At 39.3% G+C, this 26,816-nt stretch carries 27 protein-coding genes, 1 pseudogene and 1 other annotated feature (1 of these 29 cut by a window edge); of the genes and pseudogenes, 23 read left to right on the top strand and 5 right to left on the bottom strand.

Features of this window, described 5'->3' with window-relative positions; all coding sequences use genetic code 11:
* The first annotated feature begins 182 nt into the window (after positions 1-182).
* The 6 genes from ACIQXI_RS17510 (at position 183) to ACIQXI_RS17485 (ending at position 5,547) form a co-directional block, all read left to right on the top strand.
* Entirely contained in the window at positions 183-1,403 is a 1,221-nt protein-coding gene (locus ACIQXI_RS17510; protein WP_402927359.1) for an ABC transporter substrate-binding protein, read from the top strand.
* Between the two features lie 207 nt (positions 1,404-1,610).
* Positions 1,611-2,486, top strand: coding sequence for a branched-chain amino acid ABC transporter permease (locus tag ACIQXI_RS17505; RefSeq protein WP_402927357.1), 876 nt, complete (start codon positions 1,611-1,613; stop codon positions 2,484-2,486).
* A gap of 12 nt (positions 2,487-2,498) precedes the next feature.
* Positions 2,499-3,434: a branched-chain amino acid ABC transporter permease gene (locus ACIQXI_RS17500; RefSeq protein ID WP_402927356.1), complete on the top strand. Its 936-nt coding sequence runs from the start codon at positions 2,499-2,501 to the stop codon at positions 3,432-3,434.
* Positions 3,434-4,213, top strand: a complete 780-nt coding sequence (locus ACIQXI_RS17495; protein ID WP_402927355.1) for an ABC transporter ATP-binding protein — start codon at positions 3,434-3,436, stop codon at positions 4,211-4,213. The genes ACIQXI_RS17500 and ACIQXI_RS17495 overlap by 1 nt, the downstream gene beginning before the upstream one ends.
* The gene (locus ACIQXI_RS17490) at positions 4,213-4,923 is read left to right on the top strand and encodes an ABC transporter ATP-binding protein (RefSeq protein WP_402927354.1); all 711 of its coding nucleotides are present in this window, start codon (positions 4,213-4,215) and stop codon (positions 4,921-4,923) included. The genes ACIQXI_RS17495 and ACIQXI_RS17490 overlap by 1 nt, the downstream gene beginning before the upstream one ends.
* 126 nt (positions 4,924-5,049) lie before the next feature.
* On the top strand, positions 5,050-5,547 hold the full coding sequence (locus ACIQXI_RS17485; RefSeq protein ID WP_402927353.1) for a cupin domain-containing protein: 498 nt from the start codon (positions 5,050-5,052) through the stop codon (positions 5,545-5,547).
* Positions 5,548-5,651: 104 nt separating this feature from the next.
* On the opposite strand, the gene rluF is transcribed toward ACIQXI_RS17485, so the two are convergent.
* Positions 5,652-6,353 (bottom strand): 23S rRNA pseudouridine(2604) synthase RluF, encoded by a 702-nt coding sequence (rluF, locus tag ACIQXI_RS17480; RefSeq protein ID WP_402927351.1) that lies wholly within the window; start codon positions 6,351-6,353, stop codon positions 5,652-5,654.
* Between the two features lie 242 nt (positions 6,354-6,595).
* Here rluF and adh point away from each other — a divergent pair, with 242 nt between their 5' ends.
* The 6 genes from adh to ACIQXI_RS17450 all read left to right on the top strand — a co-directional run bounded on the left by adh (position 6,596) and on the right by ACIQXI_RS17450 (position 11,814).
* Positions 6,596-8,116, top strand: coding sequence for an aldehyde dehydrogenase (adh, locus tag ACIQXI_RS17475; RefSeq protein ID WP_402927349.1), 1,521 nt, complete (start codon positions 6,596-6,598; stop codon positions 8,114-8,116).
* A gap of 21 nt (positions 8,117-8,137) precedes the next feature.
* Positions 8,138-8,500 carry a DUF779 domain-containing protein gene (locus tag ACIQXI_RS17470; protein WP_402927348.1) on the top strand — a complete coding sequence of 121 codons (363 nt, stop codon included), beginning with the start codon at positions 8,138-8,140 and terminating at the stop codon, positions 8,498-8,500.
* A complete protein-coding gene (locus tag ACIQXI_RS17465; protein ID WP_402927347.1) occupies positions 8,493-8,654 on the top strand; it encodes a hypothetical protein in 162 nt (53 codons plus the stop codon). The genes ACIQXI_RS17470 and ACIQXI_RS17465 overlap by 8 nt, the downstream gene beginning before the upstream one ends.
* 172 nt (positions 8,655-8,826) lie before the next feature.
* Positions 8,827-9,795 (top strand): DUF4003 family protein, encoded by a 969-nt coding sequence (locus tag ACIQXI_RS17460; protein WP_402927346.1) that lies wholly within the window; start codon positions 8,827-8,829, stop codon positions 9,793-9,795.
* 42 nt (positions 9,796-9,837) lie between these two features.
* The gene (locus ACIQXI_RS17455; RefSeq protein ID WP_402927345.1) at positions 9,838-11,265 is read left to right on the top strand and encodes an aldehyde dehydrogenase family protein; all 1,428 of its coding nucleotides are present in this window, start codon (positions 9,838-9,840) and stop codon (positions 11,263-11,265) included.
* A gap of 69 nt (positions 11,266-11,334) precedes the next feature.
* On the top strand, positions 11,335-11,814 hold the full coding sequence (locus tag ACIQXI_RS17450) for an acyl-CoA thioesterase (protein WP_402927344.1): 480 nt from the start codon (positions 11,335-11,337) through the stop codon (positions 11,812-11,814).
* A gap of 49 nt (positions 11,815-11,863) precedes the next feature.
* Here the strand turns inward: ACIQXI_RS17450 and ACIQXI_RS17445 are convergent, their stop codons facing one another.
* Together ACIQXI_RS17445 and ACIQXI_RS17440 are read right to left on the bottom strand one after the other, a co-directional pair.
* Positions 11,864-12,352 (bottom strand): methyl-accepting chemotaxis protein, encoded by a 489-nt coding sequence (locus ACIQXI_RS17445; RefSeq protein ID WP_402927552.1) that lies wholly within the window; start codon positions 12,350-12,352, stop codon positions 11,864-11,866.
* 276 nt (positions 12,353-12,628) lie between these two features.
* Positions 12,629-13,168: pseudogene (locus ACIQXI_RS17440) on the bottom strand (protoglobin domain-containing protein); the annotation flags it as partial.
* A 325-nt stretch (positions 13,169-13,493) separates the two neighbouring features.
* Between ACIQXI_RS17440 and ACIQXI_RS17435 the strand changes: the two are divergent.
* The gene (locus tag ACIQXI_RS17435) at positions 13,494-13,703 is read left to right on the top strand and encodes a hypothetical protein (protein ID WP_402927343.1); all 210 of its coding nucleotides are present in this window, start codon (positions 13,494-13,496) and stop codon (positions 13,701-13,703) included.
* Between the two features lie 129 nt (positions 13,704-13,832).
* Here the strand turns inward: ACIQXI_RS17435 and corA are convergent, their stop codons facing one another.
* The gene (gene corA / locus ACIQXI_RS17430) at positions 13,833-14,795 is read right to left on the bottom strand and encodes a magnesium/cobalt transporter CorA (protein ID WP_402927342.1); all 963 of its coding nucleotides are present in this window, start codon (positions 14,793-14,795) and stop codon (positions 13,833-13,835) included.
* Between the two features lie 96 nt (positions 14,796-14,891).
* Positions 14,892-15,569: a class I SAM-dependent methyltransferase gene (locus tag ACIQXI_RS17425; protein WP_402927341.1), complete on the bottom strand. Its 678-nt coding sequence runs from the start codon at positions 15,567-15,569 to the stop codon at positions 14,892-14,894.
* A 125-nt stretch (positions 15,570-15,694) separates the two neighbouring features.
* Here ACIQXI_RS17425 and ACIQXI_RS17420 point away from each other — a divergent pair, with 125 nt between their 5' ends.
* The 10 genes from ACIQXI_RS17420 to gltX all read left to right on the top strand — a co-directional run bounded on the left by ACIQXI_RS17420 (position 15,695) and on the right by gltX (position 26,719).
* Complete coding sequence (locus ACIQXI_RS17420) at positions 15,695-16,000, top strand: magnetosome magnetite crystal formation protein family (RefSeq protein WP_402927339.1); 306 nt, start codon at positions 15,695-15,697, stop codon at positions 15,998-16,000.
* Positions 16,001-16,300: 300 nt separating this feature from the next.
* Complete coding sequence (locus ACIQXI_RS17415) at positions 16,301-16,771, top strand: CtsR family transcriptional regulator (RefSeq protein WP_402927338.1); 471 nt, start codon at positions 16,301-16,303, stop codon at positions 16,769-16,771.
* Between the two features lie 13 nt (positions 16,772-16,784).
* Entirely contained in the window at positions 16,785-17,327 is a 543-nt protein-coding gene (locus ACIQXI_RS17410) for a UvrB/UvrC motif-containing protein (protein WP_402927337.1), read from the top strand.
* Positions 17,324-18,433, top strand: coding sequence for a protein-arginine kinase McsB (gene mcsB, locus ACIQXI_RS17405; RefSeq protein WP_402927336.1), 1,110 nt, complete (start codon positions 17,324-17,326; stop codon positions 18,431-18,433). The genes ACIQXI_RS17410 and mcsB overlap by 4 nt, the downstream gene beginning before the upstream one ends.
* Entirely contained in the window at positions 18,423-20,867 is a 2,445-nt protein-coding gene (locus ACIQXI_RS17400; RefSeq protein ID WP_402927334.1) for an ATP-dependent Clp protease ATP-binding subunit, read from the top strand. Before mcsB ends, ACIQXI_RS17400 begins: the two co-directional genes overlap by 11 nt.
* A 100-nt stretch (positions 20,868-20,967) precedes the next feature.
* Positions 20,968-22,344: a DNA repair protein RadA gene (gene radA, locus ACIQXI_RS17395; protein WP_402927333.1), complete on the top strand. Its 1,377-nt coding sequence runs from the start codon at positions 20,968-20,970 to the stop codon at positions 22,342-22,344.
* Between the two features lie 308 nt (positions 22,345-22,652).
* Positions 22,653-23,738, top strand: coding sequence for a PIN/TRAM domain-containing protein (locus ACIQXI_RS17390; protein ID WP_402927331.1), 1,086 nt, complete (start codon positions 22,653-22,655; stop codon positions 23,736-23,738).
* 12 nt (positions 23,739-23,750) lie between these two features.
* Positions 23,751-24,443 (top strand): 2-C-methyl-D-erythritol 4-phosphate cytidylyltransferase, encoded by a 693-nt coding sequence (gene ispD / locus ACIQXI_RS17385; RefSeq protein ID WP_402927329.1) that lies wholly within the window; start codon positions 23,751-23,753, stop codon positions 24,441-24,443.
* Positions 24,444-24,659: 216 nt separating this feature from the next.
* The gene (ispF, locus tag ACIQXI_RS17380; RefSeq protein WP_402927328.1) at positions 24,660-25,136 is read left to right on the top strand and encodes a 2-C-methyl-D-erythritol 2,4-cyclodiphosphate synthase; all 477 of its coding nucleotides are present in this window, start codon (positions 24,660-24,662) and stop codon (positions 25,134-25,136) included.
* Between the two features lie 122 nt (positions 25,137-25,258).
* Positions 25,259-26,719 carry a glutamate--tRNA ligase gene (gene gltX / locus ACIQXI_RS17375; RefSeq protein WP_402927326.1) on the top strand — a complete coding sequence of 487 codons (1,461 nt, stop codon included), beginning with the start codon at positions 25,259-25,261 and terminating at the stop codon, positions 26,717-26,719.
* A 49-nt stretch (positions 26,720-26,768) separates the two neighbouring features.
* Positions 26,769-26,816 (top strand) — a binding site (T-box leader) (it continues 173 nt past the right edge of the window).

Here is a 26,816-nt window from a genome sequence, read left to right as displayed (position 1 = left end):
GAAAAATCACTCTAGACTAAATATAAAGAATGTTTTACAATGTAAAAGGCTTAATTGAATATAATCTAGCTTCAAAAATAGATAGTTATAAATAATTATTTTTGCTATTGAGCATTGGCCTCAGATTGTTTATAATTATCAGAAATATCTAACATTTGAGAATTTTCAGGGGGAATTTAATTATGAAAGAGAACAACAAGCTTAAAAAGTTCGGTTCACTTCTAGTAGCTTCTTCACTTCTTGCAGGCGTACTTGCGGGCTGTGGCGCTGGAGACAGTGATACAAATTCAGGAGGCTCTTCATCAGATGGTGGTTCAAAAGGTGGAGATACAATTAAAATCGGTGCAAACCTGGAGCTTTCAGGTAACGTAGCTTCATACGGTTCTTCAATCGGTTTAGGTGCAGAGCTAGCGGTTAAGGAAATTAACGATGCTGGCGGTATTGATGGTAAAAAGATCGAGCTTATTAAAGTAGATAACAAATCAGAAAACTCAGAGGCAACTGCGGCAGCTATTAAACTAGCAACGCAAGATAAAGTAGTAGCGATGCTAGCTCCTGCAACTTCTGGTAATACAGTTGCTACAGTTCAAATTGCGAATGACAACAAAATTCCGATTGTAACTGGTTCTGGTACAGCGCCAAATATTACAGTAAATGATGATGGTAGCATTAATGAATATGCTTTCCGTACTTGTTTCATTGACCCATTCCAAGGGATTGTAGCAGCAAACTTCGCATCAGGTGAAATTGGTGCGAAAAACGTAGCTATTTTTGCGGATAATGCATCTGACTATGCAAAAGGTTTAGCAAAATCATTTAAAGATACAATCTCTAAAAGTGGTGGGAAAGTTGTAAAAGAGGAAGCTTATGTAGCGAAAGATACAGACTTCCGTACGCAATTAACAAACATTAAATCTGCTAACCCAGACTTCATCTTTATCCCTGGATATTATGAAGAAGTTGGCCTAATTGTAAAACAAGCGCGTGAAATGGGTATTACAGTACCACTAATGGGCGCTGATGGTTGGGATTCTCCAACTTTAATTGAGTTAGCTGGAGCTGATGCACTGAATAATACGTACATTACAAACCACTACTCTGCAGAAGACCCAGATCAAAAAATTCAAGACTTTGTAAAATCATTTAAAGCAGCAAATGGAGATAAAGCACCTGATGCATTTAACGCACTTGGTTACGATTCTATTTACTACATTGCAGATGCTATCAAACGTGCTGGCTCTACTGATGGAGAAGCAATTAAAAATGCTTTAGCTGAAACAAAAGATCTTTCTTTAGTAACAGGTACTTTCTCAGTTGATGAAAACCATAACCCAATTAAAACAGCAACAGTTCTTGAATTTAAAGACGGTAAACAAGTGTTCAACTCTAAAGTAAATCCTTAATTTTTAAGCAAGGGGGAGGCGGGCAACCCGTCTTCTCTTTTATTTTTTTAACAGACAACTAGACTAATAAAAAAAGCATAGATTCTAGCATAAGGAATCGGAAATAACTTTTAATGAGGGACACAAGTTTTTCTGCATTCAATTCAACTATGTAGAAATGGGTCCCGTTTTTGCATTCCTCAAAAAATAACAAAGGAGTGAACGCTCATGGAATGGATACAACAGCTTGTGAATGGTGTTTCACTAGGTAGTATCTACGCGTTAATAGCGTTAGGGTATACGATGGTATACGGGATTATTAAGCTCATTAACTTTGCCCACGGTGATGTTTTCATGATTGGGGCATTTATTGGCTTTTACGCTATTGCTAAATGGGAGTTAGGTTTCTTCCCAGCATTATTATTAGCAATGGCAGTTTGTGCAATTTTCGGTGTGTTAATTGAACGTATTGCCTATAAACGGTTACGTAATGCAACGCGTATTGCTGCGCTAATTACAGCAATCGGTGTATCGCTATTAATCGAGTATACGACGATTTTCTTCAGAGGAGCTCAGCCTGCAGCATATCCTGAAGTGATTAAAAATCGAACATTTGATGTTTTTGGTGTTCAAATTAGCAGTACGTCTATTTTAATTTTATCTGTCGCAATCGTACTGATGATTTTATTACAATTCATCGTACATAAAACAAAAATCGGTAAGGCGATGCGTGCGGTTTCACATGATGCGGATGCGGCGCGCCTAATGGGTATTAACGTAGATAATACCATTTCAGCAACGTTTGCAATTGGTTCAGCTTTAGCTGGTGCTGCCGGTGTAATCTTTGGTGTGTATTATACGAAAATCGACCCGTTAATGGGGGTTATTCCAGGGGTTAAAGCCTTTATCGCGGCAGTACTTGGTGGTATTGGTATTATTCCAGGTGCAATGGTTGGCGGTATGTTATTAGGTGTCGTGGAATCCATGGTAAGTGCACTTGGCTTCTCTTTATGGCGCGATGCAGCGGCATTTGTCATTTTAATTTTAATTTTGATTTTCAGACCATCGGGTATTTTCGGTAAAAACGCCCGCGAGAAAGTGTAGGTGAGCGGTAAGATGAAGAAGTCTAAAGTTTTCTGGGGCTACGCCATATTAGCGCTAGTCATCTATGTAGTTGTTCAGGCTCTTATTTCAATGGAAGTAATCGACTTGTATTATAAAAATATGTTAATCACGATGTGTATTAACATTATGCTAGCTGTCAGCTTACACATCGTTATCGGGATTACGGGCCAATTCTCCATAGGGCACGCCGGTTTCCTTGCGGTAGGTGCTTATATTTCAGCTATTATTACAACAAAACTATTGCTACCCTTCCCGCTAGCAATTTTCTTAGGGGCGCTTGCAGCAGCAGTAGCTGGTTTGATCGTAGGTATTCCAACATTACGCTTAAAAGGGGATTATTTAGCCATTGCAACACTTGGTTTCGCGGAGATTATTCGTATTGTCTTTTTAAATACGGATTATGTTGGTGGAGCAGCAGGGATGCAGGTTAAATATTTATCGAACTGGACATATGCATTCATTGGTGTAGTGCTAACAATTGTAGTGATTGCTAACTTTACAAATTCTCGTCATGGGCGTGCTTGTATTTCGATTCGAGAAGATGAAATTGCGGCGGACGCCATGGGTATTAATACAACTTTCTATAAAGTTGTAGCATTCGCGATTGGATCTTTCTTTGCCGGTCTTGCAGGGGCCATTTTTGCACATAACTTTTACATTATTCAGCCGACTACATTCGGTTTCTTAAAATCATTTGATATTTTAATTTACGTTGTTCTAGGGGGCTTAGGAAGTCTGTCGGGTTCTGTTATTGCCGCAGTATTTTTAACGCTAATTTCAACATACTTAGCGAACTTCCCAGAAACACGCATGATTATTTACAGTTTAGTGTTAATCATTGTTATGCTATACCGTCCAACAGGATTAATGGGGACAAAAGAAATTACGGACTTATTTAAGTTTGGTAAAAAAGGAGGTACAAAATAATGACTGGAAACCTTCTTATCAAAGTAGAGAATATGGGCATTCAATTCGGTGGTTTAAAGGCGGTACAGGGCGTGAATATGTACCTCAATCAAGGGGAGTTAGTAGGCTTGATTGGCCCAAATGGTGCAGGTAAAACAACAAGTTTTAACATGTTAACAGGGGTCTATACGCCAACTGAAGGAACGATTACCTTTGATGGTTTGAAAATTAATGGCCTTGCCCCTTATCAAGTAACACAAAAGGGCATTAGCCGTACGTTCCAAAACATTCGTCTCTTTAAAGAATTATCTGTTTTAGATAATGTAAAAGTTGCGAACCATTCGCTAGCTAAACATTCACTATGGTCATCTATTTTCCGTTTGCCGAGCCACTTTAAAGGTGAAGAAGCAATGGCGAAGCAATCAACGGAATTCTTAAAAATATTTGGCTTAGATATTTATAAGGACGAACTTGCAAAAAATTTACCGTACGGGATGCAACGCCGTCTGGAGATTGCACGTGCATTAGCTGCCAATCCGAAGCTTTTATTATTGGATGAACCAGCAGCAGGGATGAACCCGCAAGAAACGCACGATTTAATGGAATTAATTGCATTTATCCGTAAAGAATTTGGTTTAACGATTCTGTTAATTGAACACGATATGAGCTTAGTAATGGGAATTTGCGAACGAATTTACGTACTAGATCACGGACAATTGATTGCTGATGGGACACCAGAGGAAATTCGCAACAATCCAAAGGTAATTGAAGCTTACCTTGGTGAGGAGGTTATCAGCTAATGCTAAAAGTACAAAATATAGATGTATTCTACGGGAATATTCAAGCGTTAAAAGGCGTCTCTTTAGAAGTTAACGAGGGGGAAATTGTGACATTAATCGGTGCCAATGGTGCTGGTAAAAGTACATTATTAAAAACCTTGTCGGGCTTACTAAAACCTAAAGGGGGCATTATTGAATATGAAGGCTTCTCGATTGCAGGTAAGGCTGCCCAAACAATCGTAAAATCAGGTATTTCACATGTGCCAGAAGGACGTCGGGTATTTGCCAATATGTCGGTTGAGGAAAACCTTGAGCTTGGTGCCTACCTTCGTAACGATAAGGCGGGTATTAAAAAGGATATGGAGCATGTCTTTGAGTTATTCCCGCGGTTATTGGAGCGTCGTAAACAACAATCAGGTACTTTATCTGGTGGTGAGCAGCAAATGCTTGCAATGGGGCGTGCACTCATGGCAAAACCAAAGCTATTGTTAATGGATGAGCCGTCGATGGGGCTTGCACCGCTTATGGTAAAAAATATCTTTAATATTATCGAAAAGGTTAATAAAGAAGAAGGTACGACAGTCTTGCTTGTAGAGCAAAATGCCAATATGGCTTTATCTGTAGCTGACCGTGCATATGTGCTTGAAACGGGACGTATTGTGTTATCAGGTACTGCGAAAGAGTTGCAAGAAAGTGAACAAGTAAAGGCCGCTTATTTAGGCGGTTTATAATAGGAAAAAGGTGTCTCGCTCTTGATTCGAGATGCCTTTTTTTATGTTAAAGAATGGAGCAATAATAGATAGCAGTAGCGTTCGGCCTTTACTTTTTGGTAAGGTGGAAAAAAGGAGTGAAGTTAGATGCAATATTCTGCACAATATTTTATTGAAAAATTAGCTTTAGATCAACATCCCGAGGGTGGATACTATATATCTTCGTTTCGCTCAACGGAGGACATAGCCGTAAGGGAAGTAACAAGACCAATTTATACGAGCATTTATTTTTTACTACGCTCTCAAGATATTTCGCATTTGCATCGTTTAAAATCAGATGAACTCTGGTATTATCATGCGGGCAGTCCATTAACTGTGCATATGATTTACCCTGATGGTACATATGAAGCGAAAAAGTTAGGGTTAAATTTAGAGGCGGGTGAAGTACCACAAGTAGCCGTGCCGAAAGGGACAATTTTTGGCTCATCTGTTGATGATGACAACACATTCAGTTTGGTAGGATGTATGGTAGCACCTGGTTTTGATTTTGAGGACTTTGAGTTATTTACTCAAGCTGAGCTGTTAGCAGATTATCCACAGCACGAAGCGGTTATTCGTAAAATGGCTTACGAGACGATTGAATAGCAATAAAAGAAAAGGTGGTAGATTGACTGCGCACTCAATCTACCACTTTTATTGTTATTTGCTTCGACCTTCTATAATTGTTTGAGTGCCTGGCACTTAGACAGTTATTTTGCCGTGTATTGCAGTAGTTCGAATAGTTCTGTGCGCTCTTTATCTGTTAAATCGCGCCATTGCCCAACCTTTAAATTACCGAGTTTAATATTCATAATACGAACTCGTTGTAAACGTTTAACGGAGTAGCCTAATGCTGAACACATACGACGAATTTGTCGATTTAAGCCTTGTTCTAAAATAATTTTAAACACTTTGTCTGAAATTTTTTCAACATGACAAGGCAATGTGGTTGTATCTAAAATATCAACTCCGGCGCCCATTTTTTTAATAAATTGCTCTGTAATCGGCTGATCTACTTGGACGATATATTCTTTTTCATGATGGTTTTCTGCACGTAAAATTTTATTCACAATATCGCCATCATTTGTTAGTAGTAATAAGCCCTCTGATTCTTTATCGAGTCGACCTATGTGGAAAATACGCAGAGGATGATTGACAAAATCCACGACATTTCCTTTAACATGACGCTCTGTCGTACTTGTAATCCCTACTGGTTTATTTAAGGCAATATAAACGAGTTGCTCTTCTTTTTTTACCTCTTTGCCATCAACGCATACTAGGTCACCAGCTTCAACTTGGCTACCGACAGTCGCAAGCACGCCATTAATCGTTACTTTCCCTTCTTCTACCCATTTATCAGCACCGCGGCGTGAGACGATGCCAGTCTCACTTAAATATTTGTTAATTCTCATATTGTTCTCCTATACAGTTATGTTAGCTTAAGTATACCCTATCGTTGGAAATACAGTGTATTCTAGAAGCTTTTCTATTAAAAATAAATATTGTGAAATTTTATTTTTAAAAGTTGAAATAATTATTAATTTCTGACAATATATTGGGTAAGAGGGTTTCTATGAAAATATCGTTATTTCGATATGGAATGACGATTTTTCTAGATATTTTCTCATTATTTTGTGTAAAGGGGAGAAGTAAAATGGTTTATGCATTTCCAAACACTGAAGGATCAGTAGTTCAATTCAAAGAGAGATATGAAAATTACATTGGTGGAGAATGGACACCCCCAGTGAAAGGTCAATACTTTGATAATGTTACTCCTGTTACTGGACAAGTTTTTACACAAGCAGCGCGTTCCTCAGCAGAGGATATTGAACTTGCGCTTGATGCAGCACATGCAGCAAAGGATGCGTGGGGACAAACATCCGCTACAGAGCGTGCAAACATTTTACTTAAAATTGCGGACCGTATTGAACAAAACTTAGAAAAGTTAGCCGTTGCCGAAACATGGGATAACGGTAAAGCGGTTCGTGAAACATTAAATGCTGATATCCCTCTAGCAATTGATCATTTCCGTTATTTTGCAGGGGCTTTACGTGCACAAGAAGGCGCGCTAAGTCAAATTGATAATGATACAGTTGCTTATCATTTCCATGAGCCAATCGGGGTAGTTGGCCAAATCATCCCTTGGAACTTCCCAATATTAATGGCTGTTTGGAAACTAGCTCCTGCGCTTGCTGCTGGAAACTGTGTTGTATTAAAGCCAGCAGAGCAAACGCCAGTTTCTATTATGGTGCTAGTAGAGCTAATTGGTGATTTATTGCCACCAGGCGTACTTAATGTTGTGAATGGTTTCGGTTTAGAAGCAGGAAAACCGCTTGCATCTAACCCACGTATCGGCAAAATTGCCTTTACTGGTGAAACGACAACAGGCCGTTTAATTATGCAATATGCGTCACAAAATCTTATTCCAGTTACATTAGAATTGGGCGGAAAGTCTCCGAATATTTTCTTCGAAGATATTATGGATGAAGATGATGCCTTTTTAGATAAAGCAGTAGAAGGCTTTGTATTATTCGCCCTTAACCAAGGTGAAGTATGTACATGTCCATCACGAGCATTAATTCAAGAATCGATTTACGATAAGTTTATGGAGCGTGTGTTACAACGTGTTGAAGCGATTCAAGTTGGAAATCCACTTGATCCGAACACGATGATGGGTGCACAGGCATCAAGCGAGCAAATGGAAAAAATTCTGTCTTACTTAGATATCGGTAAGCAGGAAGGTGCTGAATGTCTAATTGGAGGCGAGAAAAATAATGTAGGGGCAGGCTTTGAAAATGGCTACTACGTTAAACCAACTGTCTTCAAAGGACATAATAAAATGCGCATTTTCCAAGAGGAAATTTTCGGGCCAGTTGTTGCTGTTACAACATTTAAAACAAAAGAAGAGGCATTAGAAATTGCCAACGACACATTATATGGATTAGGTTCAGGTATTTGGACACGTGATATGAATACAGCGTATCGTTTCGGTCGTGGTATTCAAGCAGGGCGTGTTTGGACAAACTGCTACCATGCCTACCCAGCACATGCGGCATTCGGTGGCTATAAAATGTCAGGAATCGGTCGTGAGACACATAAAATGATGCTATCGCATTACCAACAAACGAAAAACCTATTAGTGAGCTATAACGAAAATAAACTTGGTTTCTTCTAATCAGTGAGGAGGTGCTAACGCGTGGTTGAACGTGTTTTAGCAACGGAAGAAGCGCTGGCACTAATCGAATTATTGAAGGAAAAGCATGGACCGGTTATGTTTCATCAATCAGGTGGATGCTGTGATGGTTCCTCTCCGATGTGTTATCCTGACGGAGATCTAATATTAGGTGAGCAAGATGTCTGCTTAGGAAAAGTAGGGGACGCGCCATTTTATATGCATAAAAACCAATATGATTATTGGAAGCATACACAGATTATTTTAGACGTAGTGGACGGCAGAGGCGGTATGTTCTCTCTTGAAGGCGTAGAAGGTAACCGTTTTTTAACAAGGTCTAGAGCGTTTTCCACAGAAGAACTAAAAGAGTTGGGTTTAATTGAATAATTTAATGACAGCGGCAAAAGCTTCTTTTGTCGCTGTTTTTTATGCTAATTTTTCTGGAATAGAAGTTGTAAGTTTACGTTATTTGGGGAATTTCGCAATAACAAATAATGCTGTATTCGTTCTTGTAGGGTCTGGCTTAATAATAATTTTCTGATTGTCCGCTCAATCATAATATAGCCCCCATTCATCTTGGATACTATTAATTAAACCATATAAAACCTAATGACAAACATTAAATTATGTTTACTTTTTATGTTAATTATTACAAAGTGATTGAATCTTTTCGACATAAATTTACGTAAATTGTGGAAAGGAGTGTGTTGAAGATGGATATTGTTATAATTGAAAACCAATTTACACAAACGGTGGAGGCTGTATCGAAAGTTACAGGCTGGGCAGTTGATCGGAAAATTATCTTAGCTATTGCCAGCACATACGTTGCTACAGGCAAAGTGTTTGATGGGGAAAAATATAAAAATGTTGTTGAAGAAATGAAAAAACGTACATCCTGGATGTCACCATTGCGAACTTCAATAGGGTATAGCCTAGCGGCCAATATGATGGAGCAGGACGATACGGAGCAGGCAATAAAAACTTTGTTAAACAACGAAAAAATATTAAAAGAGGCTAATTTCAAAAGAGGCAACTTTAGCTTTATAGGTGCTCAATTTTTAACGGAAAATGAAAGTGAGAAGAGGGCGCATGCACAGACTGCACGTGCTTTGTATGAAGCTATACGTAAATACCATCGCTTCCTTACGTCATTCGACGATATCCCCTATACCGTGTTACTCAGTAGCCCTAATGATGATGTTGTCTTACGGGCGGAAACTATGAATCGCTATTATAAGGAATTGCGAACATATCAATTTGGCGCAGGCAATGAACTGCAGTGGTTATCACAAATACTAACTTTTTTATCGGCCGATTATGATAGCAATCTTGTAGCAAGCGTGGCGACTATCCGCGATTATTTAAAGAAACAAGATGTAAAAGTAAAATATATGCACTATCCATTGCTTGGGTTTTTAGCCATTCTCCAATTGAATAACGGCCAACTTCAGCAAATTGCTGATTTGTATCATGATTTAAAGGGTATGAAATTATTGAAGTGGCATCGTGAGTTTGTATTATTTATGGCTGTACAAATTATTATTTATGATTTGTCTAAAGTGCAACAATCATTGACAATGGCGATTATGTCTTCGATTGAGTTGCTTATTCAAGCACAACAAGCCATGATGCTATCCGCCGTTACTGCTGCAGCAGTAGCGTCAAATTCCAGCACTTCATGATAAACTAAATGGGAACAGATTATTTCGGAGGTGTATTTGAAGATGAACGAAACAAAGCTTTGGATAAATGGGCAATGGCAAGCAGCAAAAGAAACTTATGAATTAACATCACCCTACAACGGTGAGGTCATTGCAAAGGTTGCAAAGGCATCTGTTGCAGATGTTGAGCAAGCAATAGAAGGTGCCCAAGATGCCTTTCTTTCATTTAAAAAAACTACTGCCTACGAACGTGCCGAAATTTTATATAAAGTAGTCGACATTATGCGACGTCGAAAAGACGAATTGGCAGAAATTTTAGCGCGAGAAGCGGGCAAGCCTATTTCAGCGGGTTTGCCGGAAATCGAACGCACTATAGCCACTTATCAATTTGCAGCTGAAGGAGCTAAGCAGGTAAAAGGTGAGACGGTACCGATGGATGCTGCACCAGGTGCTGGTGATCGTATAGGTTGGACAAAACGTGAGCCATTAGGTGTTATTTCTGCGATTACACCGTTTAATTTTCCGTTTAATTTAGTTGCACATAAATTAGGGCCTGCCTTTGCGGTAGGCAATACAGTCGTGTTAAAGCCGGCAACACAAACACCACTCAGTGCCATTGTGATGGCGGAAATTTTTAAGGAAGCTGGGCTACCGGATGGCGCATTGCAAATCGTTACGGGTAGTGGTGGCGAATTAAGTGATACGCTCGTGACACATCCATTAGTGAAAAAAGTAACTTTTACTGGAAGCGGTAAAGTAGGATTGGGTATTAAAGAAAAAGTAGGTTTACGTAAAGTAACGTTAGAGCTTGGCTCGAATGCAGCGGTTATTGTTGAGCCATCGACACCAATTGATAAAATTATTGCGCGTTGTGTTAGCGGAGCTTTTAGCTTTGCGGGCCAAGTATGTATTTCATTACAACGAATTTATGTCCATGCCTCCATCGTAGATGCCTTTACAAAGGCATTTGTAGAACAAACAGAGAAACTTGTTGTCGGTGATCCACTCGATAAAAGTACTGATGTCAGTGCGATGATTAATCCACATGAAGTAACTCGCATTCGACAATGGATTGAAGAAGCAAAAACACAAGGTGCTGTTGTAGCGACGGGCGGAACCTTTACTGAACGTACATTGACGCCAACAGTGATGACAAATGTGACCGCGGATATGAAAGTCGTTTGTCAGGAAACATTCGCGCCAATCGTGTCAATTGTTTCATATGAAACATTAGACGACGCGATTCGACTAGTGAATGAGTCGGAACTTGGCTTAAATGCAGGGATTTTTACGAATATCTTACCTGATGCATTGCGAGCGGCAGATGAATTACAAGCGGGGGCTGTCATTATTAATGATATACCGACTTTCCGTGTGGATAATATGCCGTATGGTGGCGTGAAAATGAGCGGTTATGGTCGTGAAGGTATTAAATGGGCAATCGAGGAAATGACGGATATGAAGTTTATTACCATGAAAAAATCTTTCTAAATTTGCAACAATGCTTTTTCTACGATACGATGACGAAAGAACATGACATGAAGGGGAGTTACAAGAACTATGACAACCAATGCTGTACCAATGAGCCAATCGCGTACGGTTCAGACGCGTCTCGTATTACCACCGGATACTAATAATCATAATTCTATTTTTGGCGGAAGAGTGTTAGCTTATATTGATGAAATTGCTGCCGTTACTGCGATGAAGCATGCAAAGGGGCATGTTGTAACAGCTTCTATAGATTCAGTAGATTTTCTATCTGCAGCCCATGTAGGTGATATTCTTGAGATAGAAAGTATTGTGTCTTCCACAGGACATTCCTCTATGGAAGTTTATGTCCGTGTGATTTCTCGAAACATTGAAACAGGGGAAGAGAAATTAACAACGGAATCGTTTGTAACAATGGTTGCAGTGGATGATGACGGGAAACCTAAGGCTGTTCCGGCTATTTTCCCTGAAACGGATGCGGAAAAGCGACTGTTTGAAACAGGTCCGGCTCGACGAGAGTTTCGCAAGCAAAAACGTGCTTTGGCACATTAAATACAACAAGGAAATTGACACGATGCGGTCAATTTCCTTTTTCTTTGCGTTAAATATTTAATTCATTCACTACATTAATGAGTGAGTCGGATGATGAGGAAACGAGTGTAGCCCCTTCTGATAGCTCAGTAATTAATGTTGAAATGGCTGAAATATCTCTAGCGGTATTGACATATTGCTGTTGAATGCCTGAAACAGCATCCGCAATAGCATTGAATGATTTAGATAAATTTGTTTGTGTTTCAACGCTATGTTGGATCTTTTGATCAACGTTGGTAACAGAGCTCGCCATTGTTGTAATATTACTTTCTGTTTCTTTGATTAAGTGTGAGACGTTTTGCACAGCATTTTTTGTTTCCTCGGCAAGCTTGCGAACTTCCTCTGCTACGACCGCAAAGCCTTTACCATGTTCGCCAGCTCTAGCAGCTTCAATTGATGCATTAAGTGCTAATAAATTCGTTTGATCAGCAATACCTGTAACAAGCCCCACAATTTCAGAGATTTTTTGTGATGACGAACGTAGCTCATTCATCGTCACTTCAAGGCCATTAACACTTTGCAAAATAACGTGTATTAATTCATTTTGCTCTTGTAATTGCTGTTGCCCACGTTTTGATTTGTCTTGTGTATCTGCAACAAAATTCAAACCTTGTTTTGTTGCTACTGCAATATCATCCGTTTGAGAAGAAATCACTAATAGAGAAGCAGCTGTTTCCTCGCTTATGGCATTTAACTCTTCAGCCGTACTTTGAATTGTTGTAACAAGCGCATGTTTTGTTTGATCTGCAACGTGGCGAATACGATCTTCTTCTTTTTCATATGCCTCAATTACTAGCTGCTGTTCGAAGTTAATGATTTTGCAAAAGGCATTAATAGCACGTATTGCATCGTGCTTGGAAATATCTAAGTCATTCGCAAAGCTTGTAAAGGTCGACGTTAGTGATTGGAATGAAGCGATATACCATTTAGATTGGAGTCCAATTCGAACATGTGTCTCAGCAATAGCTTTTCTTTCTTTAATGTAAGCGTCATTAATATGACTCTCAAAAATATCACTTAAATGCTTATGTAATGTAACTTTTAAACGATCAATTTGTGATGTTCTGTTAATAATATCTAATAAATTTTGGCTCAAGCTAATGGCTGCATAAAATTGATCGACCATTTCAGGAATAACATCCTTAACTAAAGGTTGCAATTGTTTAATAATAGCTAAATCTTCAGTCGTTAAGTCTAATAACTGCAATTGTTTTTCAAGCTTTGGATAATTAGAAACATCTAATTGTACGTGTTGTGTAAATTGTTCAGGTGTTAATGTAATTGAATAACCATTCTTCTTAGTAAACCAACTCATTGTTGTCTGCTCCATTCTTTATAAATCCATAATAATGATTGAAATTGAAGACGCTTTGTGAATATTTTGTTAGGTTTGTAAATTTGGTGAATATATGGTATTTAGTCTATTCTACTATTTTTCGCAGTATATTTGGTTAAAAATTTCAGATATTTCTATATTTTTTTGTTTGTAACATGGAAAGTGGCCTATTGCGCTCGTTAAAACATCTTCATTTATAGACAAAGAGCTATTTGAATTTCATTTAGGAAACCTGTAAAATACGAACTGTTTAGTTTTACAAAATAATGTAGGTGAGAGAAAAATAGTATTGAGGAGGTATTGCATGGAAAAAAAGCGTTTTAAGTTTGTCATTCCTGTAATGGTAATTGTAGCAATTGGATCTGTTTATATGTTAACTAATTATTATGCAGAAGTACCCGACCTAAACCAATTATTTATAACGATTTGTGCAACACTTGTATCGGGTGTACTCGCATACTTTTTATTCCCACAACAAGGTGAAAATAAAGTGGATGATCGAGGACCATATTAAGAAAATCAACAAATTTAAAATCCGCGTTTGGCCTTCAGAGGACAAAGTACGAGTCGCAAATTTTGACCCTCGTACCTTTATTCCCCTCGCGAAGTCAGCGCGGATTTACTTTTGTTTTGATTGCGTATGTTACGGTTTAAATAATTTGAACCAGCCTTTTGATTTAAATAGAGCGAGCATAAATAGGACAAGCAATAGCATAATACCGAGGACGATAAAATAACTGTAGCGGCCATGGAGCTCGGGCATATTATCAAAATTCATGCCATACACACCCGCAATAAATGTTAAAGGAATAAAGATTGTGGAAACAATCGTTAACATCATCATAATGCCGTTCATACGACTAGAGGTCATAGCCATATAACTATCGCGCATATCTGCTGTTAGTTCACGATTAGATTCGACCATTTCAGTAAGCTTGTCTAAATGATCATGGATATCACCGAAATAGGCTCGTTCCGATTTCTTTAGGGCAAAGCGGAATGAGCTAAGTAACCGATATAGGAGATCGCGCATCGGTAAAATGGTGCGACGCAAATGGAGCAAATCGCTTCGGAATTCAAAAACAATTTGCATTGCATTGACATTACTTTGGTAAGTTAATTCATCTTCTAGAGCATTTAAATGATCTTCAATTTTATAAACAAGTGGGAAATAACTATCCACAATTTTATCAATGGTTTGATAGGTTAAGAATACGGTGCCTCTTTCCCAATATTTTGGTTGTTCTTCTAATAGTTTTTGTACTTCATCGATTTCGGGTGTTTCATTTTTATGAAATGTCACAATAAAATGATCGGCAAGGAAGATATTTAATTCCTCAGCTATTAGTGTTTCTTCATTGAATTTATGAATAACAAAGAAATGATAATCATCGTAAAAATCAAGTTTTGGTCGCTGTAAACGCATTAAGCAATCTTCAATCGCGAGTGGATGGAAATGAAAAAATGTATCGAGCAGTAGCTCTTCTTTAGTAGTGGGACAATTAAAATCTACCCAATACCATTCGAAATGGTTGTCTTTAATGTCTTCAAGTGGAAAGTCCTTTATTAATTGTTGATCTTTCGTCATGGCCATCGTGCGGATCACGGCATTCACCTCAAATCTATTTTATCTCATTGTAAGTGGCACGAAGTCTCTTCAGAGGAGATATTTTAACGGAAAGATCATTACGAATGTCTATCCTTACGCTTTATAGCATATCCAACCAGCAAAGAGTGTTGTTGCAAAAAACCTCGATGGCTGTGTAAAGCCTGCCTGTTGTAAAAGCGCAACAATATCCTCTTCACGCATAAACGACAGCGAGCGAATGGACTGCTCCATATTGGCTAAATCAGTAGCTGAAAGTTTTGTATGCTGTTGCCAATAAGCGCGCCATAGGTCAAATTGCAGCTCGGTTTCTACTGAATTCAGTTGTCCGTATTTAGAAACAAGGACAAATGGCGCTCCTGTTTTTAAATGGCTTGCAATGCCTTGTAATGTAGCTAGTTTCTCCTCATAGGATGCAATAAAATGAAGAACGAGTATACAGCTAGCCGCATCAAATTTTTTGTCTGGCATTGTTGCAGTTAGTATGGTTCCTTGTAGTAAAGATATATCATTAGATAATGGTTGAAGTCGATGTTCCGCAATTTCTAGCATTGCTTCAGAAGGATCGATACCGACAAAGGACCAATGAGGACGTTGTTCAGCTAATTGTAATATTTCATTGCCACTGCCAGAGCCAATCACTAAAAAATGTGCTTGCTCTTGTAATGCAGATTGATAAAAAGTTTTCGTTAGTCGAAGCATGGCATCGTAACTTGGCAAAGTTCGTCGAATGCCCTTTTCATATTCATTAGCAAGCGTGCTATTAAATTCCATACTGTCTCACGTACCTTTCAAATAAATTTTAAAAAACAAAAAACATTTGAAACTATTTAGCGTATAGTTCCGTAAATAGGAGTATTACTAATATAAAGACACACTACGAAGGAAGGTTCATATATATGGAAACAAAATGGTCTAAGGTCATCATACATGCCAGTGCGTTTTTTGCGCCATTTTTAGTGCCGATTTTATTTTTCATCTTTAGTTCAGATAAAGAAGTAAAAAGCATTTCATTGCAAGCTTTATTGTTCCAAATTGTGATGGGCGTATTAATTGTAATAGCAGGTATTCTCTCAGTTGTATTAATCGGATTACCGTTCTTACTATTATTCATCGCTATGGTATACATCGTACCAATTATCGGAATTGTCAAGGCTTTATCCGAAATGCCTTGGCGTTACCCAATTGTTGGTCGTTGGGTATAATTTTTAATGACGCAAGTCTATGCTAAAAGCATATGCTTGCGTTTTTTCTATAGGCAAAAAGGGTACATTATAGGCATGAACCACATTCAGCTCATTTGGCTGCCATATGTTAATAACTAATTCCCTTTTTTTCTTGAAATTACGCACAGGTGATTTTCAGCAGGAAAACTGCGAAAGAATGTGCTTTACACAAATCGGTGTGCGAAATAATTGCAATTATTTTCAAGCGTTTTGTATAATATACTCAAAGATAGTCAAAGATAGTCAAAGTCAGTGAGGTAAGCGAGGTGTATTCCTAAAGTGCGTAATATTTCAGACATCATAGAAGGCTACTTAAAGCAAGTACTTGAATTAGGTGGAGAAGGGCATATTGAAATTAAACGGAGTGAAATTGCCGATAAATTCCAATGTGTGCCCTCACAAATAAATTATGTAATTAACACACGATTTACAGCCGAGCGGGGTTACCTTGTTGAAAGTAAACGAGGTGGCGGTGGATATATTCGAATTTTACGTGTCCGTGCAAACTCACAAATTGATTTGATTGATGATGTGCTCCTGCAAATAGAAGGCGGAGCCTCGCAAACGGTTGCAGAAGGTGTAGTATATCGTTTAATTGATGAGCAGGTTATTTCAAAGCGAGAAGCGAAATTAATATTAGCAGCGGTTGACCGTTCAACCTTAGATTTGCAATTACCATTACGGGATAGCATTCGCGCCAAAATTTTGCGGGCGATGTTAACAACCATTAAATATGAAAAGCAAAAATAAAGAGGTGATGGAAATGATTTGCGAACATTGCAAACAGCGCAATGCGACAGTAACTGTGACACAAGTTCAAAATGGGCAAAAGGTGGAGCACCATTATTGCGATGTCTGTGCCTCACAGTTCCATCCGTTCCATGCAGAGTTTAAACAAGAGCCTGTATCGATTCAACAATTATTATCCAATTGGTTTGGCTCACCAACATGGCAAAAAGTTGGTGAAAAACAGCAAGCGCCACCTCAGCAACAAACATGTCCACAGTGTGGATTTACGTATAAGCGTTTTTTGAAAGAGGGTAAATTTGGTTGCCCTAGTTGTTATGACACGTTTAGCGAACATCTGCCAAAGCTGTTTAACCGAATCCAAGCGGGACCACAACATATAGGCAAAATGCCTGGTGCACGCAACAATGTTTTTGTTATAAAAAAACAAATTGAAGATATTCGGAAGCGTATGAAAGCCGCAGTAGACGATGAGCAATTTGAGGAAGCAGCAAAACTTCGGGATGAGGCAAAAGATCTTGAACAACAGCTACAATTCGAAGGTGGTGATGTGTCATGATGATTGAGTCGTTTATAGCGCGTGCTACACCTAGATGGATGGATATGGAGGATGATTATTCAGACATTGTCATTAGTACACGTATTCGCCTTGCGCGAAACTTAGATGGCTACCGTTTCCCTTTAGTGTTTTCGGAAAACGAGGCATTGCAAGTAGAGCAAGCTGTCACCCATGCCATCCAGGATAGCCAAAAGCTTCAAGAAAAATATTCATATTTCTCTATAAAAGATTTAACGCCGTTACAGCGCCAAATATTAGTAGAGAAACATTTGATTAGTCCGCAGCTGGCAAAAAAGGAGCAAGTCGGTTCCATGCTGCTATCGGAAGATGAATCAATTTGCATTATGGTGAACGAAGAAGACCATTTACGCATTCAATGTATGACGGCGAGCTTTCAACTTCAAAAGGCTTATGAGCAGGCAAATCATATCGATCGTGCCTTAGAAGGTGCTTTGCCTTACGCATTTCGTGATAACTTTGGTTATTTAACAAGTTGCCCAACCAATATTGGGACGGGATTGCGTGCCTCTGTTATGATGCATCTCCCAGCACTAACGCTGACAGGTCAGATGAACCAAATCATTAATGCTATGACACGTTTGGGCATGACCGTCAGGGGTATATATGGTGAAGGTAGTGAAAACTTAGGAAATATTTATCAAGTATCCAATCAGATTACGCTAGGAAAAACGGAAGAAGATATTTTAGCTGATATTCAAAGTGTGGCAGAAAAAATTATTCAAAAAGAACGCCAGGCAAGAAGCAAACTCATGGAAAAAGCACAACTTGCCTTAGAAGATCGTGTGTACAGAGCGTTAGGCACATTAACACACGCTCGCATTTTAACAAGTGATGAAGCTGCTACCTGCCTATCGAATGTCCGTTTAGGGGTAGATTTACAGTTGATTCATAATATTAAAGCAACCACTTTAAATGAGTGTGTTGTCAGCATGCAACCAGGATTTTTACAACACTATGCAGGAGAGGTTTTACCGCCTGCTGAGCGAGACAGAGTTCGAGCAAAAATGCTGCGTGAGGCATTATTTTTAGAAACGATGAGTAAGCCTATTATAGGGGGAAAAGGAGAGGATTCATATGATGTTTAATCGTTTTACACAACGCGCACAAAAAGTATTACAGCTTGCACAGGAAGAGGCAATTCGTTGGAAGCACGAATCAATAGGGACAGAGCACATTCTTTTAGGGCTTATTCGTGAAGGCGGTGGTATTGCTGCGAAAGCATTAGAAGCCATCGATATTAGCCCTCAAATGATTGAAGCAGGTATTGAAGAGTTAGTAGGAAAAGGCACGGAGGATGTAGGTCCAATCGTTCACTACACGCCTCGCGCCAAAAAAGTAATTGAACTATCAGTCGATGAGTCACGTAAATTAGGCCATTCTTATATTGGGACGGAACATTTACTATTAGCACTTATTCGTGAAGGTGAAGGAGTAGCAGCTCGCGTATTAAATAATGCAGGTGTAGGTTTAAATAAAGCCCGTCAGCAAGTTTTACTGTTGTTAGGTAACAATGACAATGCACAATCTGGACAACAGGCGACACAGGCTGCCAATACCCCAACTTTAGATAGCTTAGCGCGCGATTTAACACAAATTGCCCGTGAAGGTTCATTAGACCCTGTTATTGGTCGTAGTAAAGAAATTACACGTGTTATTGAAGTTCTATCACGTCGTACAAAAAATAACCCTGTGCTTATTGGTGAACCTGGTGTAGGTAAGACAGCTATTGCTGAAGGTTTAGCACAACAAATTATTAATAATGAAGTGCCAGAAATTTTACGCGACAAACGTGTAATGACGCTTGATATGGGAACAGTAGTAGCCGGTACAAAATACCGTGGTGAATTTGAGGACCGTTTGAAAAAAGTAATGGATGAAATTCGTCAGGCAGGCAATGTTATTTTATTCATTGATGAATTGCATACATTAATCGGTGCAGGTGGAGCAGAAGGTGCCATTGACGCTTCAAATATTTTAAAACCTTCTTTAGCACGTGGTGAATTGCAATGTATTGGTGCGACAACGTTAGATGAATACCGTAAATACATTGAAAAAGATGCCGCGTTAGAGCGCCGCTTCCAACCAATCCAAGTGGATGAGCCAACTGTTGAAGAAGCGATTCAAATTATTCATGGCTTACGTGATCGCTATGAGGCACATCACCGAGTGAAAATTACAGATGAAGCCATTGAGGCAGCTGCAAAAATGGGTGATCGTTATATTTCAGATCGCTTCTTACCGGATAAAGCCATCGACTTAATCGATGAGGCGGGTTCAAAAGTACGCTTACGTTCATTTGCTGTGCCACCAAACTTAAAGGCACTAGAAGATAAACTTGAAAATGTGCGCTCTGAAAAAAATGCAGCGGTGTCTGGTCAGGAATTTGAAAAAGCGGCATCGTTAAGAGACACAGAGCAAAAGCTGAAAGATGAAATTGAAACAACACGTAAAACATGGAAAGAAGAACAAGGCAAAGCTGAATCAAAAGTTACAGTAGATGATGTGGCAGCAGTTGTTTCCATGTGGACGGGAATTCCAGTAGCAAAAATTGCTCATGAAGAATCCGCGAAACTATTACATCTTGAAGAAGAATTACACAAGCGAGTTGTTGGGCAAGGGGAAGCGGTCGAAGCGATTTCTCGTGCGATTCGACGCGCAAGAGCAGGCTTAAAAGATCCTAAACGACCAATCGGTTCATTTATTTTCCTAGGTCCTACAGGGGTCGGTAAAACAGAACTTGCAAGAGCGCTAGCAGAAGTAATGTTCGGTGATGAGGATGCAATGATTCGCGTAGACATGTCGGAATATATGGAGAAACACTCAACTTCACGTTTAGTTGGTTCACCTCCTGGCTATGTAGGCTTTGATGATGGTGGTCAGCTAACAGAAAAAGTACGACGTAAACCATACTCTGTAGTGTTACTTGATGAAATTGAAAAAGCACATCCAGATGTTTTCAATATTTTACTGCAAGTGCTTGAAGATGGTCGTTTAACTGATTCTAAAGGTCGTGTCGTAGATTTCCGTAATACGGTTGTCATTATGACTTCGAACGTTGGTGCGGATGCACTAAAATATCAAAAAAATCTTGGCTTCAGCTTAGGAAGCTCAGAGTCGAAGCACAAAGATATGAAGGGTACAATGCTAGAAGAACTGAAAAAAGCATTCCGTCCTGAATTCCTTAACCGTATCGACGAAATGATTGTGTTCCATTCGTTAGAAAAAGAACACTTAAAAGAAATCATTTCGATGATGGCAAATACGTTAACAAAACGTCTACAAGAACAAGATATTACGTTAGAGTTAACAGATGCGGCGCTTAATAAAATTGCAGAGGAAGGCTATGATCCTCAATATGGTGCGCGTCCACTACGTCGTGCATTGCAAAAACAAGTGGAAGACCGTTTATCGGAAGAACTACTTAAAGGCAATGTGGAAAAAGGAAACCAAGTTGTCATCGATTATGTCAATGAAGACTTTGTCGTGAAGAAAAAAGAAGGCGTTTCGATTTCTAAGTAAGCAGTTAACATGTTGATTAGAGAAGACAGTGAGGCTTATAGTGCCAAGCTGTCTTTTTTTATGTAAAATAAATATAAGAACAAATATTCGAGGTGATACGATGGCGAAGAAAAAAACTAAATTTGTCTGTACAGTGTGTGGCTATGAATCTGCAAAGTGGATGGGGCGCTGTCCAGGATGTGGTGAGTGGAATAAGATGGTGGAAGAAGTCGAGGTCGTAGCGAAAGGACCGCGAGGAGCATTCCAACACTCTGCCACAGTCACGCAAAAGGCAATACCTATTATCCAAGTAGAAGCCGCTGAGGAGTCTCGTGTAGCTACCGAAATGGGTGAGCTCAATCGTGTATTAGGTGGCGGAATTGTCCCTGGCTCGCTTGTCTTAATTGGGGGAGACCCGGGGATCGGGAAATCTACGTTATTATTACAAGTATCTGCGTTACTTTCGAATAAAGGACATCGTGTGCTCTATATTTCAGGAGAGGAATCTATTCGACAAACGAAGCTACGTGCTGAACGTTTAGGTGTAATCTCACAAGAGCTTTATATTTATTCGGAAACCAATTTAGAATTATTAAACCAAACGATTGAAGATGTACAGCCGAAATTTGTTATCGTCGATTCTATCCAAACGGTGTTCCATCCAGAGGTGACGAGTGCACCTGGTAGTGTGTCGCAAGTACGTGAATGTACAGCGGAGCTTATGCGAATTGCTAAAACGAAAGGCATTGCCATTTTCTTAGTTGGACATGTAACGAAGGAAGGGCAAATTGCAGGGCCACGTATTTTAGAGCATATGGTGGATACAGTGCTGTATTTCGAAGGAGAACGTCATCATAATCACCGTATTTTACGGAGTCAGAAAAACCGTTTTGGTTCTACAAATGAAATTGCAATCTTTGAAATGCTTCAGGGAGGCTTAAAGGAAGTATTAAATCCGTCAGAGTTGTTTTTACAGGAACGTTCACAAGGTGCTGCCGGTTCGACCATTGTAGCATCGATGGAGGGGACGAGACCAATCTTAGTAGAAATTCAATCGCTCGTAACGCCAACAAGCTTTAATTATCCAAAACGTATGGCAACCGGCGTAGACCAAAATCGTGTGCAATTGCTAATGGCAGTGCTGGAAAAGCGAATGGGTCTCATGCTACAAGCACAAGATGCATATATTAAAGTTGCTGGTGGTGTAAAGCTTGATGAGCCTGCAATTGACCTAGCGGTGTTGACAAGTATCGTTTCTAGCTTTAAAGATCAGGCAGTGCGTGCCACAGACTGCTTTATTGGTGAAGTAGGTTTAACGGGTGAGGTCCGTCGTGTAACACGCATTGAACAACGTGTTATTGAGGCGGCAAAGCTAGGGTTTAAGCGAGCGTTTATCCCTGCCTCTAATATTGGCGGCTGGGATTTCCCACAAGGGATTGAAATTGTTGGTGTAGAAACAATTAAGGATGCATTGAATGGCTGTTTCAGAGAGTTATAATGAAGGCTATAGCGTGGAACGCTCGTTGCTTAATTTAAAGAAAACATTAGCTCTAGCTTAGTGCTTTCTGAAATGGATTCTAGAGGTAAGTGCATGTTAGGTAATATCCTAGCATGCATTTTTACTCATGGTGGTATCCATGAAAATTGCTTGAAATTGGATAACATTTTTTACGGGAATTATGCATCTCTTAAGGCTTCTATAACGTCCAATAAACTGCAATTAAAATAATAATGTTTTGATGGGCTGAAAAAAGATTTTCTACCGTAAAATATGTATAATCGAAAATAAGAATTGGAGGTGACAGTATGAAAAAATTTATTCAAATTGCTTTTTTACTGATTGGGGGAGCTTTAGGCCTGGTTTTCTTACCGCCATTATACGAATTGCTTCATTTATCATCTAATCCTTGGCTTGATAATCCTTATGTATCAGTTGCTTTAGGGGCGCTTTTACTATTTACATTATCATTTGCATTTTCCGACTATTTCGTTCGGCTTATTAGCTGGATGGAAGAGATGTTATTTAAAGTACCTGTTGGAGATTTATTATTTGGTACGCTTGGGCTAATTGTAGGACTTATCGTAGCCTACTTCCTAGGCTTTGCGATTGATAGCGTTCAAATTCGCGGTATTACAGAAGTGATTCCAATTATCCTGTCATTTGTATTTGGCTATTTGGGATTCCGTGTCGGCTTTAAAAAGCGTGATGAGTTACTACAGTTATTTACATTGCGCGGCCATAATGCGAAGAAAAAAGCGGCTGAAGGTATCGATGCTCCTGAAATTCGCGGCAGTTATAAATTGCTAGATACGAGTGTTATTATTGATGGACGTATTGCGGATATTTCGGAAACAGGCTTTATCGAAGGTGTCTTGGTCGTGCCGCAATTTGTACTAACGGAGCTACAACATATTGCAGATTCCTCAGATACATTAAAACGTACTAGAGGTCGTCGTGGTTTGGATATTTTGAAAAAACTACAAGATGAACGTATGACTAAAGTAGAGATTACCGATGAAGATTTTGAAGATGTGCAAGAAGTCGATTTAAAACTTGTGCGACTTGCTAAGAAAATGGGCAACCATACACAGATAGTAACGAATGACTTCAACTTAAACAAAGTTTGTGAGCTACATCAGGTGCAAGTGCTAAATATCAATGATTTGGCAAATGCGGTGAAGCCGGTTGTGATTCCAGGTGAAGATATGCAGGTTGTCGTCATTAAAGATGGTAAAGAGCATAACCAAGGTGTTGCTTATTTAGATGATGGCACGATGATTGTTGTAGAAGGCGGCCGTAGTTATATAGGACAGGCCATTACAGTAACCGTAACGAGCGTTCTCCAAACATCAGCAGGGCGTATGATTTTTGCTAAGCCAAAGGATGATTAGGAAGTGGGAAATGTGCAGTATGAAGTAGTGCTTCCGGCAGCAGGTAGCGGGAAGCGAATGGGAGCAGGACAAAATAAATTATTTTTAGAGCTTTTAGGGAAACCGATTTTAATACACACATTGGAAGTGTTTGAGCAAGATCAAAACTGCACAGGTATTTGGCTGGCGGTAAAGCCAGAGGAGCGTACGCTTATCCAAGAAATGCTTGTACACTATGGTATTTCGAAGGTCAAAGGGTTGCCTGATGGCGGAGCAGAGCGACAACATTCGGTTCACTCTTGCATGAAGGAAATGGAGCAAGTTGATATCGTTTTAGTGCATGATGCCGCGCGTCCGTTTATCACGCATGATATTATTGCCAACCTTGTGCAAAGTGCGCATAATTTCGGCGCTGCAATCGCAGGGGTTCGAGCAAAAGATACGATGAAAAAAGTACGGGATGGTATTATCGAAGAAACGGTCGATCGTGAAAGCCTATGGATGATTCAAACGCCGCAAGCTTTTCGCTTTGATTTAATTGTAGAAGCGGAAGATGTTGCTGAGAAAGTAGGCTTCCTTGGTACCGATGAGGCGATGCTGGTGGAGCGTCTTGGCCATGCAGTGCATATTGTAGAAAGCACCTATGAAAATGTTAAAATGACCACGAAGGAAGATTTACTTTTTGGCGAGGCCATTTTACGTCGCCGACTAACAGAAACTTTTTAACAATAACTTTGAAATCCCGTCAGTTACTAGTAGCTGATGGGATTTTTTTATCGAAATTGAACAAACTATTAATGCTTTAAGCTGAAAGCTATGTCCACCACAGATGATACGGACAGCTCAATTTCCTAGGAAATATGTTAAACTGTCTATAAATAGAAAATCATAAAGGCAGGTGAATGCTGTTACAATCATTTTCTGTTGTAACGGCAGTATTGTATGTTTCGAGTAGGACAAGGTTTTGACGTACATGCATTTGAGGAAGGGCGTCCACTTATTATAGGTGGTATTACCATTCCACATGAAAAGGGCTTAGTGGGGCATTCGGATGCCGATGTATTGTTACACACTGTAACTGATGCGGCGCTTGGCGCAATTGGTGAAGGTGATATTGGCCGCCATTTTCCAGACACAGATCCTGAATGGAAAGATGCCGATTCAGCAAAGTTACTAGAGTATATTTGGAAAATTGTTGAGGACAAAGGTTATGTGCTAGGTAATGTGGACTGTACCATTATGGCGCAACGTCCTAAAATGGCGCCTTATATTGAGCAAATGAGAAATCGTATTGCAGGGTTACTGCATGCAGATCCTTCACAAGTAAATGTCAAAGCGACAACTACTGAAAGACTGGGCTTTACTGGCCGTGAAGAAGGCATTGCATCGATGGCGACGATTTTATTGATAAAGAAATAAAAAATGGCGCGTGTCCAATTCCTAAGCACGCGCTACTTTTATTTCCTATACTACAGTGGTAAAATGAACAATTAAAAAGGTCGGAATTATATTCAGACGAACATTTTAGGAGGCATTTAATTATGACGAAAGAAGTTCGCGTTCGTTACGCGCCATCACCAACTGGATTCTTACATATTGGCGGTGCACGTACAGCGTTATTCAACTATTTATATGCAAAACATCATAACGGTAAATTTATCGTGCGTATTGAAGATACGGATATTGAGCGTAATGTAGAAGGTGGAGAAGCGTCTCAGCTAGATAACTTAAAATGGTTAGGTATCGACTATGACGAATCGATTGATATTGGTGGTCCGTATGCGCCTTATCGTCAAATGGAGCGCCTTGATATTTATAAAGAGCATGCTGAAAAATTATTACAACAAGGTACTGCCTATAAATGTTTCTGTTCTTCAGAAAAGTTAGAGGCATCACGCGAAGAACAAAAAGCTCGCGGCGTTGCAGCACCAACTTATGATGGAACTTGCCGTCATTTATCAGCAGAAGAAGTTGCGGCTAAAGAAGCGGCTGGCGAACAGTATACAATTCGTATGCGTGTGCCTGAAAACGTAACATATGAGTTTGAAGATTTAGTGCGTGGACAAGTATCGTTCGAATCAAAAGATGTAGGCGACTGGGTACTTGTAAAGGCAAATGGTATTCCAACATATAATTATGCGGTCGTTTTAGACGATCACTTTATGGAAATCTCTCACGTTTTCCGTGGTGAAGAGCATTTATCAAATACACCAAAACAAATGATGATTTTTGATGCTTTTGGTTGGGAATATCCACGCTTTGGACATATGACATTAATCATTAATGAAAACCGTAAAAAACTATCAAAACGTGATGAATCCATTATTCAATTCGTAACGCAATATAAAGACCTTGGTTACCTACCGGAAGCTATGTTTAATTTCTTCGCTTTACTAGGTTGGTCTCCTGAAGGCGAAGAAGAGATTTTCTCGAAAGAAGAATTTATTAAAATCTTCGATGAGAAACGTTTATCGAAATCACCATCTATGTTTGATAAGCAAAAGCTTACATGGATGAACAATCAATATATTAAAAAATTATCTTTAGAAGAAGTTGTGGCATTATCTTTACCACACTTACAAAAAGCTGGCTTATTACCAGAAGAGCTAACGGCAGAAGAACGTGCTTGGGCTACGGATTTAATCGCACTATATCATGAACAAATGAGCTTTGGTGCTGAAATCGTGGAACTATCTCGCCTATTCTTTAACGATCATCTTGAATATGATGAAGAAGCAAAAGCGGTTTTAGCTGGTGAGCAAGTACCAGAGGTAATGGCTGCATTTAAAGCACAACTTGAAAAGTTAGAAGAATTTACACCTGAAACGGTGAAAGCTGCTATTAAAGCTGTGCAAAAGGAAACAGGACATAAAGGTAAAAATTTATTTATGCCAATCCGTGTTGTTACGACTGGTGAAACGCACGGTCCAGAGTTACCGAATGCTATTTGTTTAATTGGTAAAGAGAAAACAATTGACCGTGTAGAAAAATTCGCGAAATAATAGAAATTCATTGACAAACAGTTTCATCGATGTAAAATGAATGTACATTGAGAAAGCGTTGATAAGGAGAAGTACGTGGCGCATGCTCTAAAGAGAG

This window comes from Lysinibacillus sp. NPDC097195, from assembly GCF_044762075.1.
Taxonomy (GTDB): domain Bacteria; phylum Bacillota; class Bacilli; order Bacillales_A; family Planococcaceae; genus Lysinibacillus.
Note: the sequence above shows the minus strand (reverse complement) of the source record. Positions and strands in the feature narration are given on the sequence as shown.

Excerpts from the sequence above, each read along its gene's own strand:
- rluF (WP_402927351.1), bottom strand. The coding sequence starts at position 6,353 with ATGAGAATTAACAAATATTTAAGTGAGACTGGCATCGTCTCACGCCGC.
- ACIQXI_RS17420 (WP_402927339.1), top strand. The coding sequence starts at position 15,695 with ATGGAAACAAAATGGTCTAAGGTCATCATACATGCCAGTGCGTTTTTT.
- ACIQXI_RS17410 (WP_402927337.1), top strand. The coding sequence starts at position 16,785 with ATGATTTGCGAACATTGCAAACAGCGCAATGCGACAGTAACTGTGACA.
- ACIQXI_RS17400 (WP_402927334.1), top strand. The coding sequence starts at position 18,423 with ATGATGTTTAATCGTTTTACACAACGCGCACAAAAAGTATTACAGCTT.
- ACIQXI_RS17495 (WP_402927355.1), top strand. The coding sequence starts at position 3,434 with ATGACTGGAAACCTTCTTATCAAAGTAGAGAATATGGGCATTCAATTC.
- ACIQXI_RS17505 (WP_402927357.1), top strand. The coding sequence starts at position 1,611 with ATGGAATGGATACAACAGCTTGTGAATGGTGTTTCACTAGGTAGTATC.
- ACIQXI_RS17460 (WP_402927346.1), top strand. The coding sequence starts at position 8,827 with ATGGATATTGTTATAATTGAAAACCAATTTACACAAACGGTGGAGGCT.
- adh (WP_402927349.1), top strand. The coding sequence starts at position 6,596 with ATGGTTTATGCATTTCCAAACACTGAAGGATCAGTAGTTCAATTCAAA.
- ACIQXI_RS17390 (WP_402927331.1), top strand. The coding sequence starts at position 22,653 with ATGAAAAAATTTATTCAAATTGCTTTTTTACTGATTGGGGGAGCTTTA.
- radA (WP_402927333.1), top strand. The coding sequence starts at position 20,968 with ATGGCGAAGAAAAAAACTAAATTTGTCTGTACAGTGTGTGGCTATGAA.
- ACIQXI_RS17425 (WP_402927341.1), bottom strand. The coding sequence starts at position 15,569 with ATGGAATTTAATAGCACGCTTGCTAATGAATATGAAAAGGGCATTCGA.
- ACIQXI_RS17500 (WP_402927356.1), top strand. The coding sequence starts at position 2,499 with ATGAAGAAGTCTAAAGTTTTCTGGGGCTACGCCATATTAGCGCTAGTC.
- ACIQXI_RS17490 (WP_402927354.1), top strand. The coding sequence starts at position 4,213 with ATGCTAAAAGTACAAAATATAGATGTATTCTACGGGAATATTCAAGCG.
- ACIQXI_RS17435 (WP_402927343.1), top strand. The coding sequence starts at position 13,494 with ATGGAAAAAAAGCGTTTTAAGTTTGTCATTCCTGTAATGGTAATTGTA.
- ispF (WP_402927328.1), top strand. The coding sequence starts at position 24,660 with ATGTTTCGAGTAGGACAAGGTTTTGACGTACATGCATTTGAGGAAGGG.
- mcsB (WP_402927336.1), top strand. The coding sequence starts at position 17,324 with ATGATGATTGAGTCGTTTATAGCGCGTGCTACACCTAGATGGATGGAT.
- ACIQXI_RS17455 (WP_402927345.1), top strand. The coding sequence starts at position 9,838 with ATGAACGAAACAAAGCTTTGGATAAATGGGCAATGGCAAGCAGCAAAA.
- ACIQXI_RS17510 (WP_402927359.1), top strand. The coding sequence starts at position 183 with ATGAAAGAGAACAACAAGCTTAAAAAGTTCGGTTCACTTCTAGTAGCT.
- ACIQXI_RS17485 (WP_402927353.1), top strand. The coding sequence starts at position 5,050 with ATGCAATATTCTGCACAATATTTTATTGAAAAATTAGCTTTAGATCAA.
- gltX (WP_402927326.1), top strand. The coding sequence starts at position 25,259 with ATGACGAAAGAAGTTCGCGTTCGTTACGCGCCATCACCAACTGGATTC.
- ACIQXI_RS17450 (WP_402927344.1), top strand. The coding sequence starts at position 11,335 with ATGACAACCAATGCTGTACCAATGAGCCAATCGCGTACGGTTCAGACG.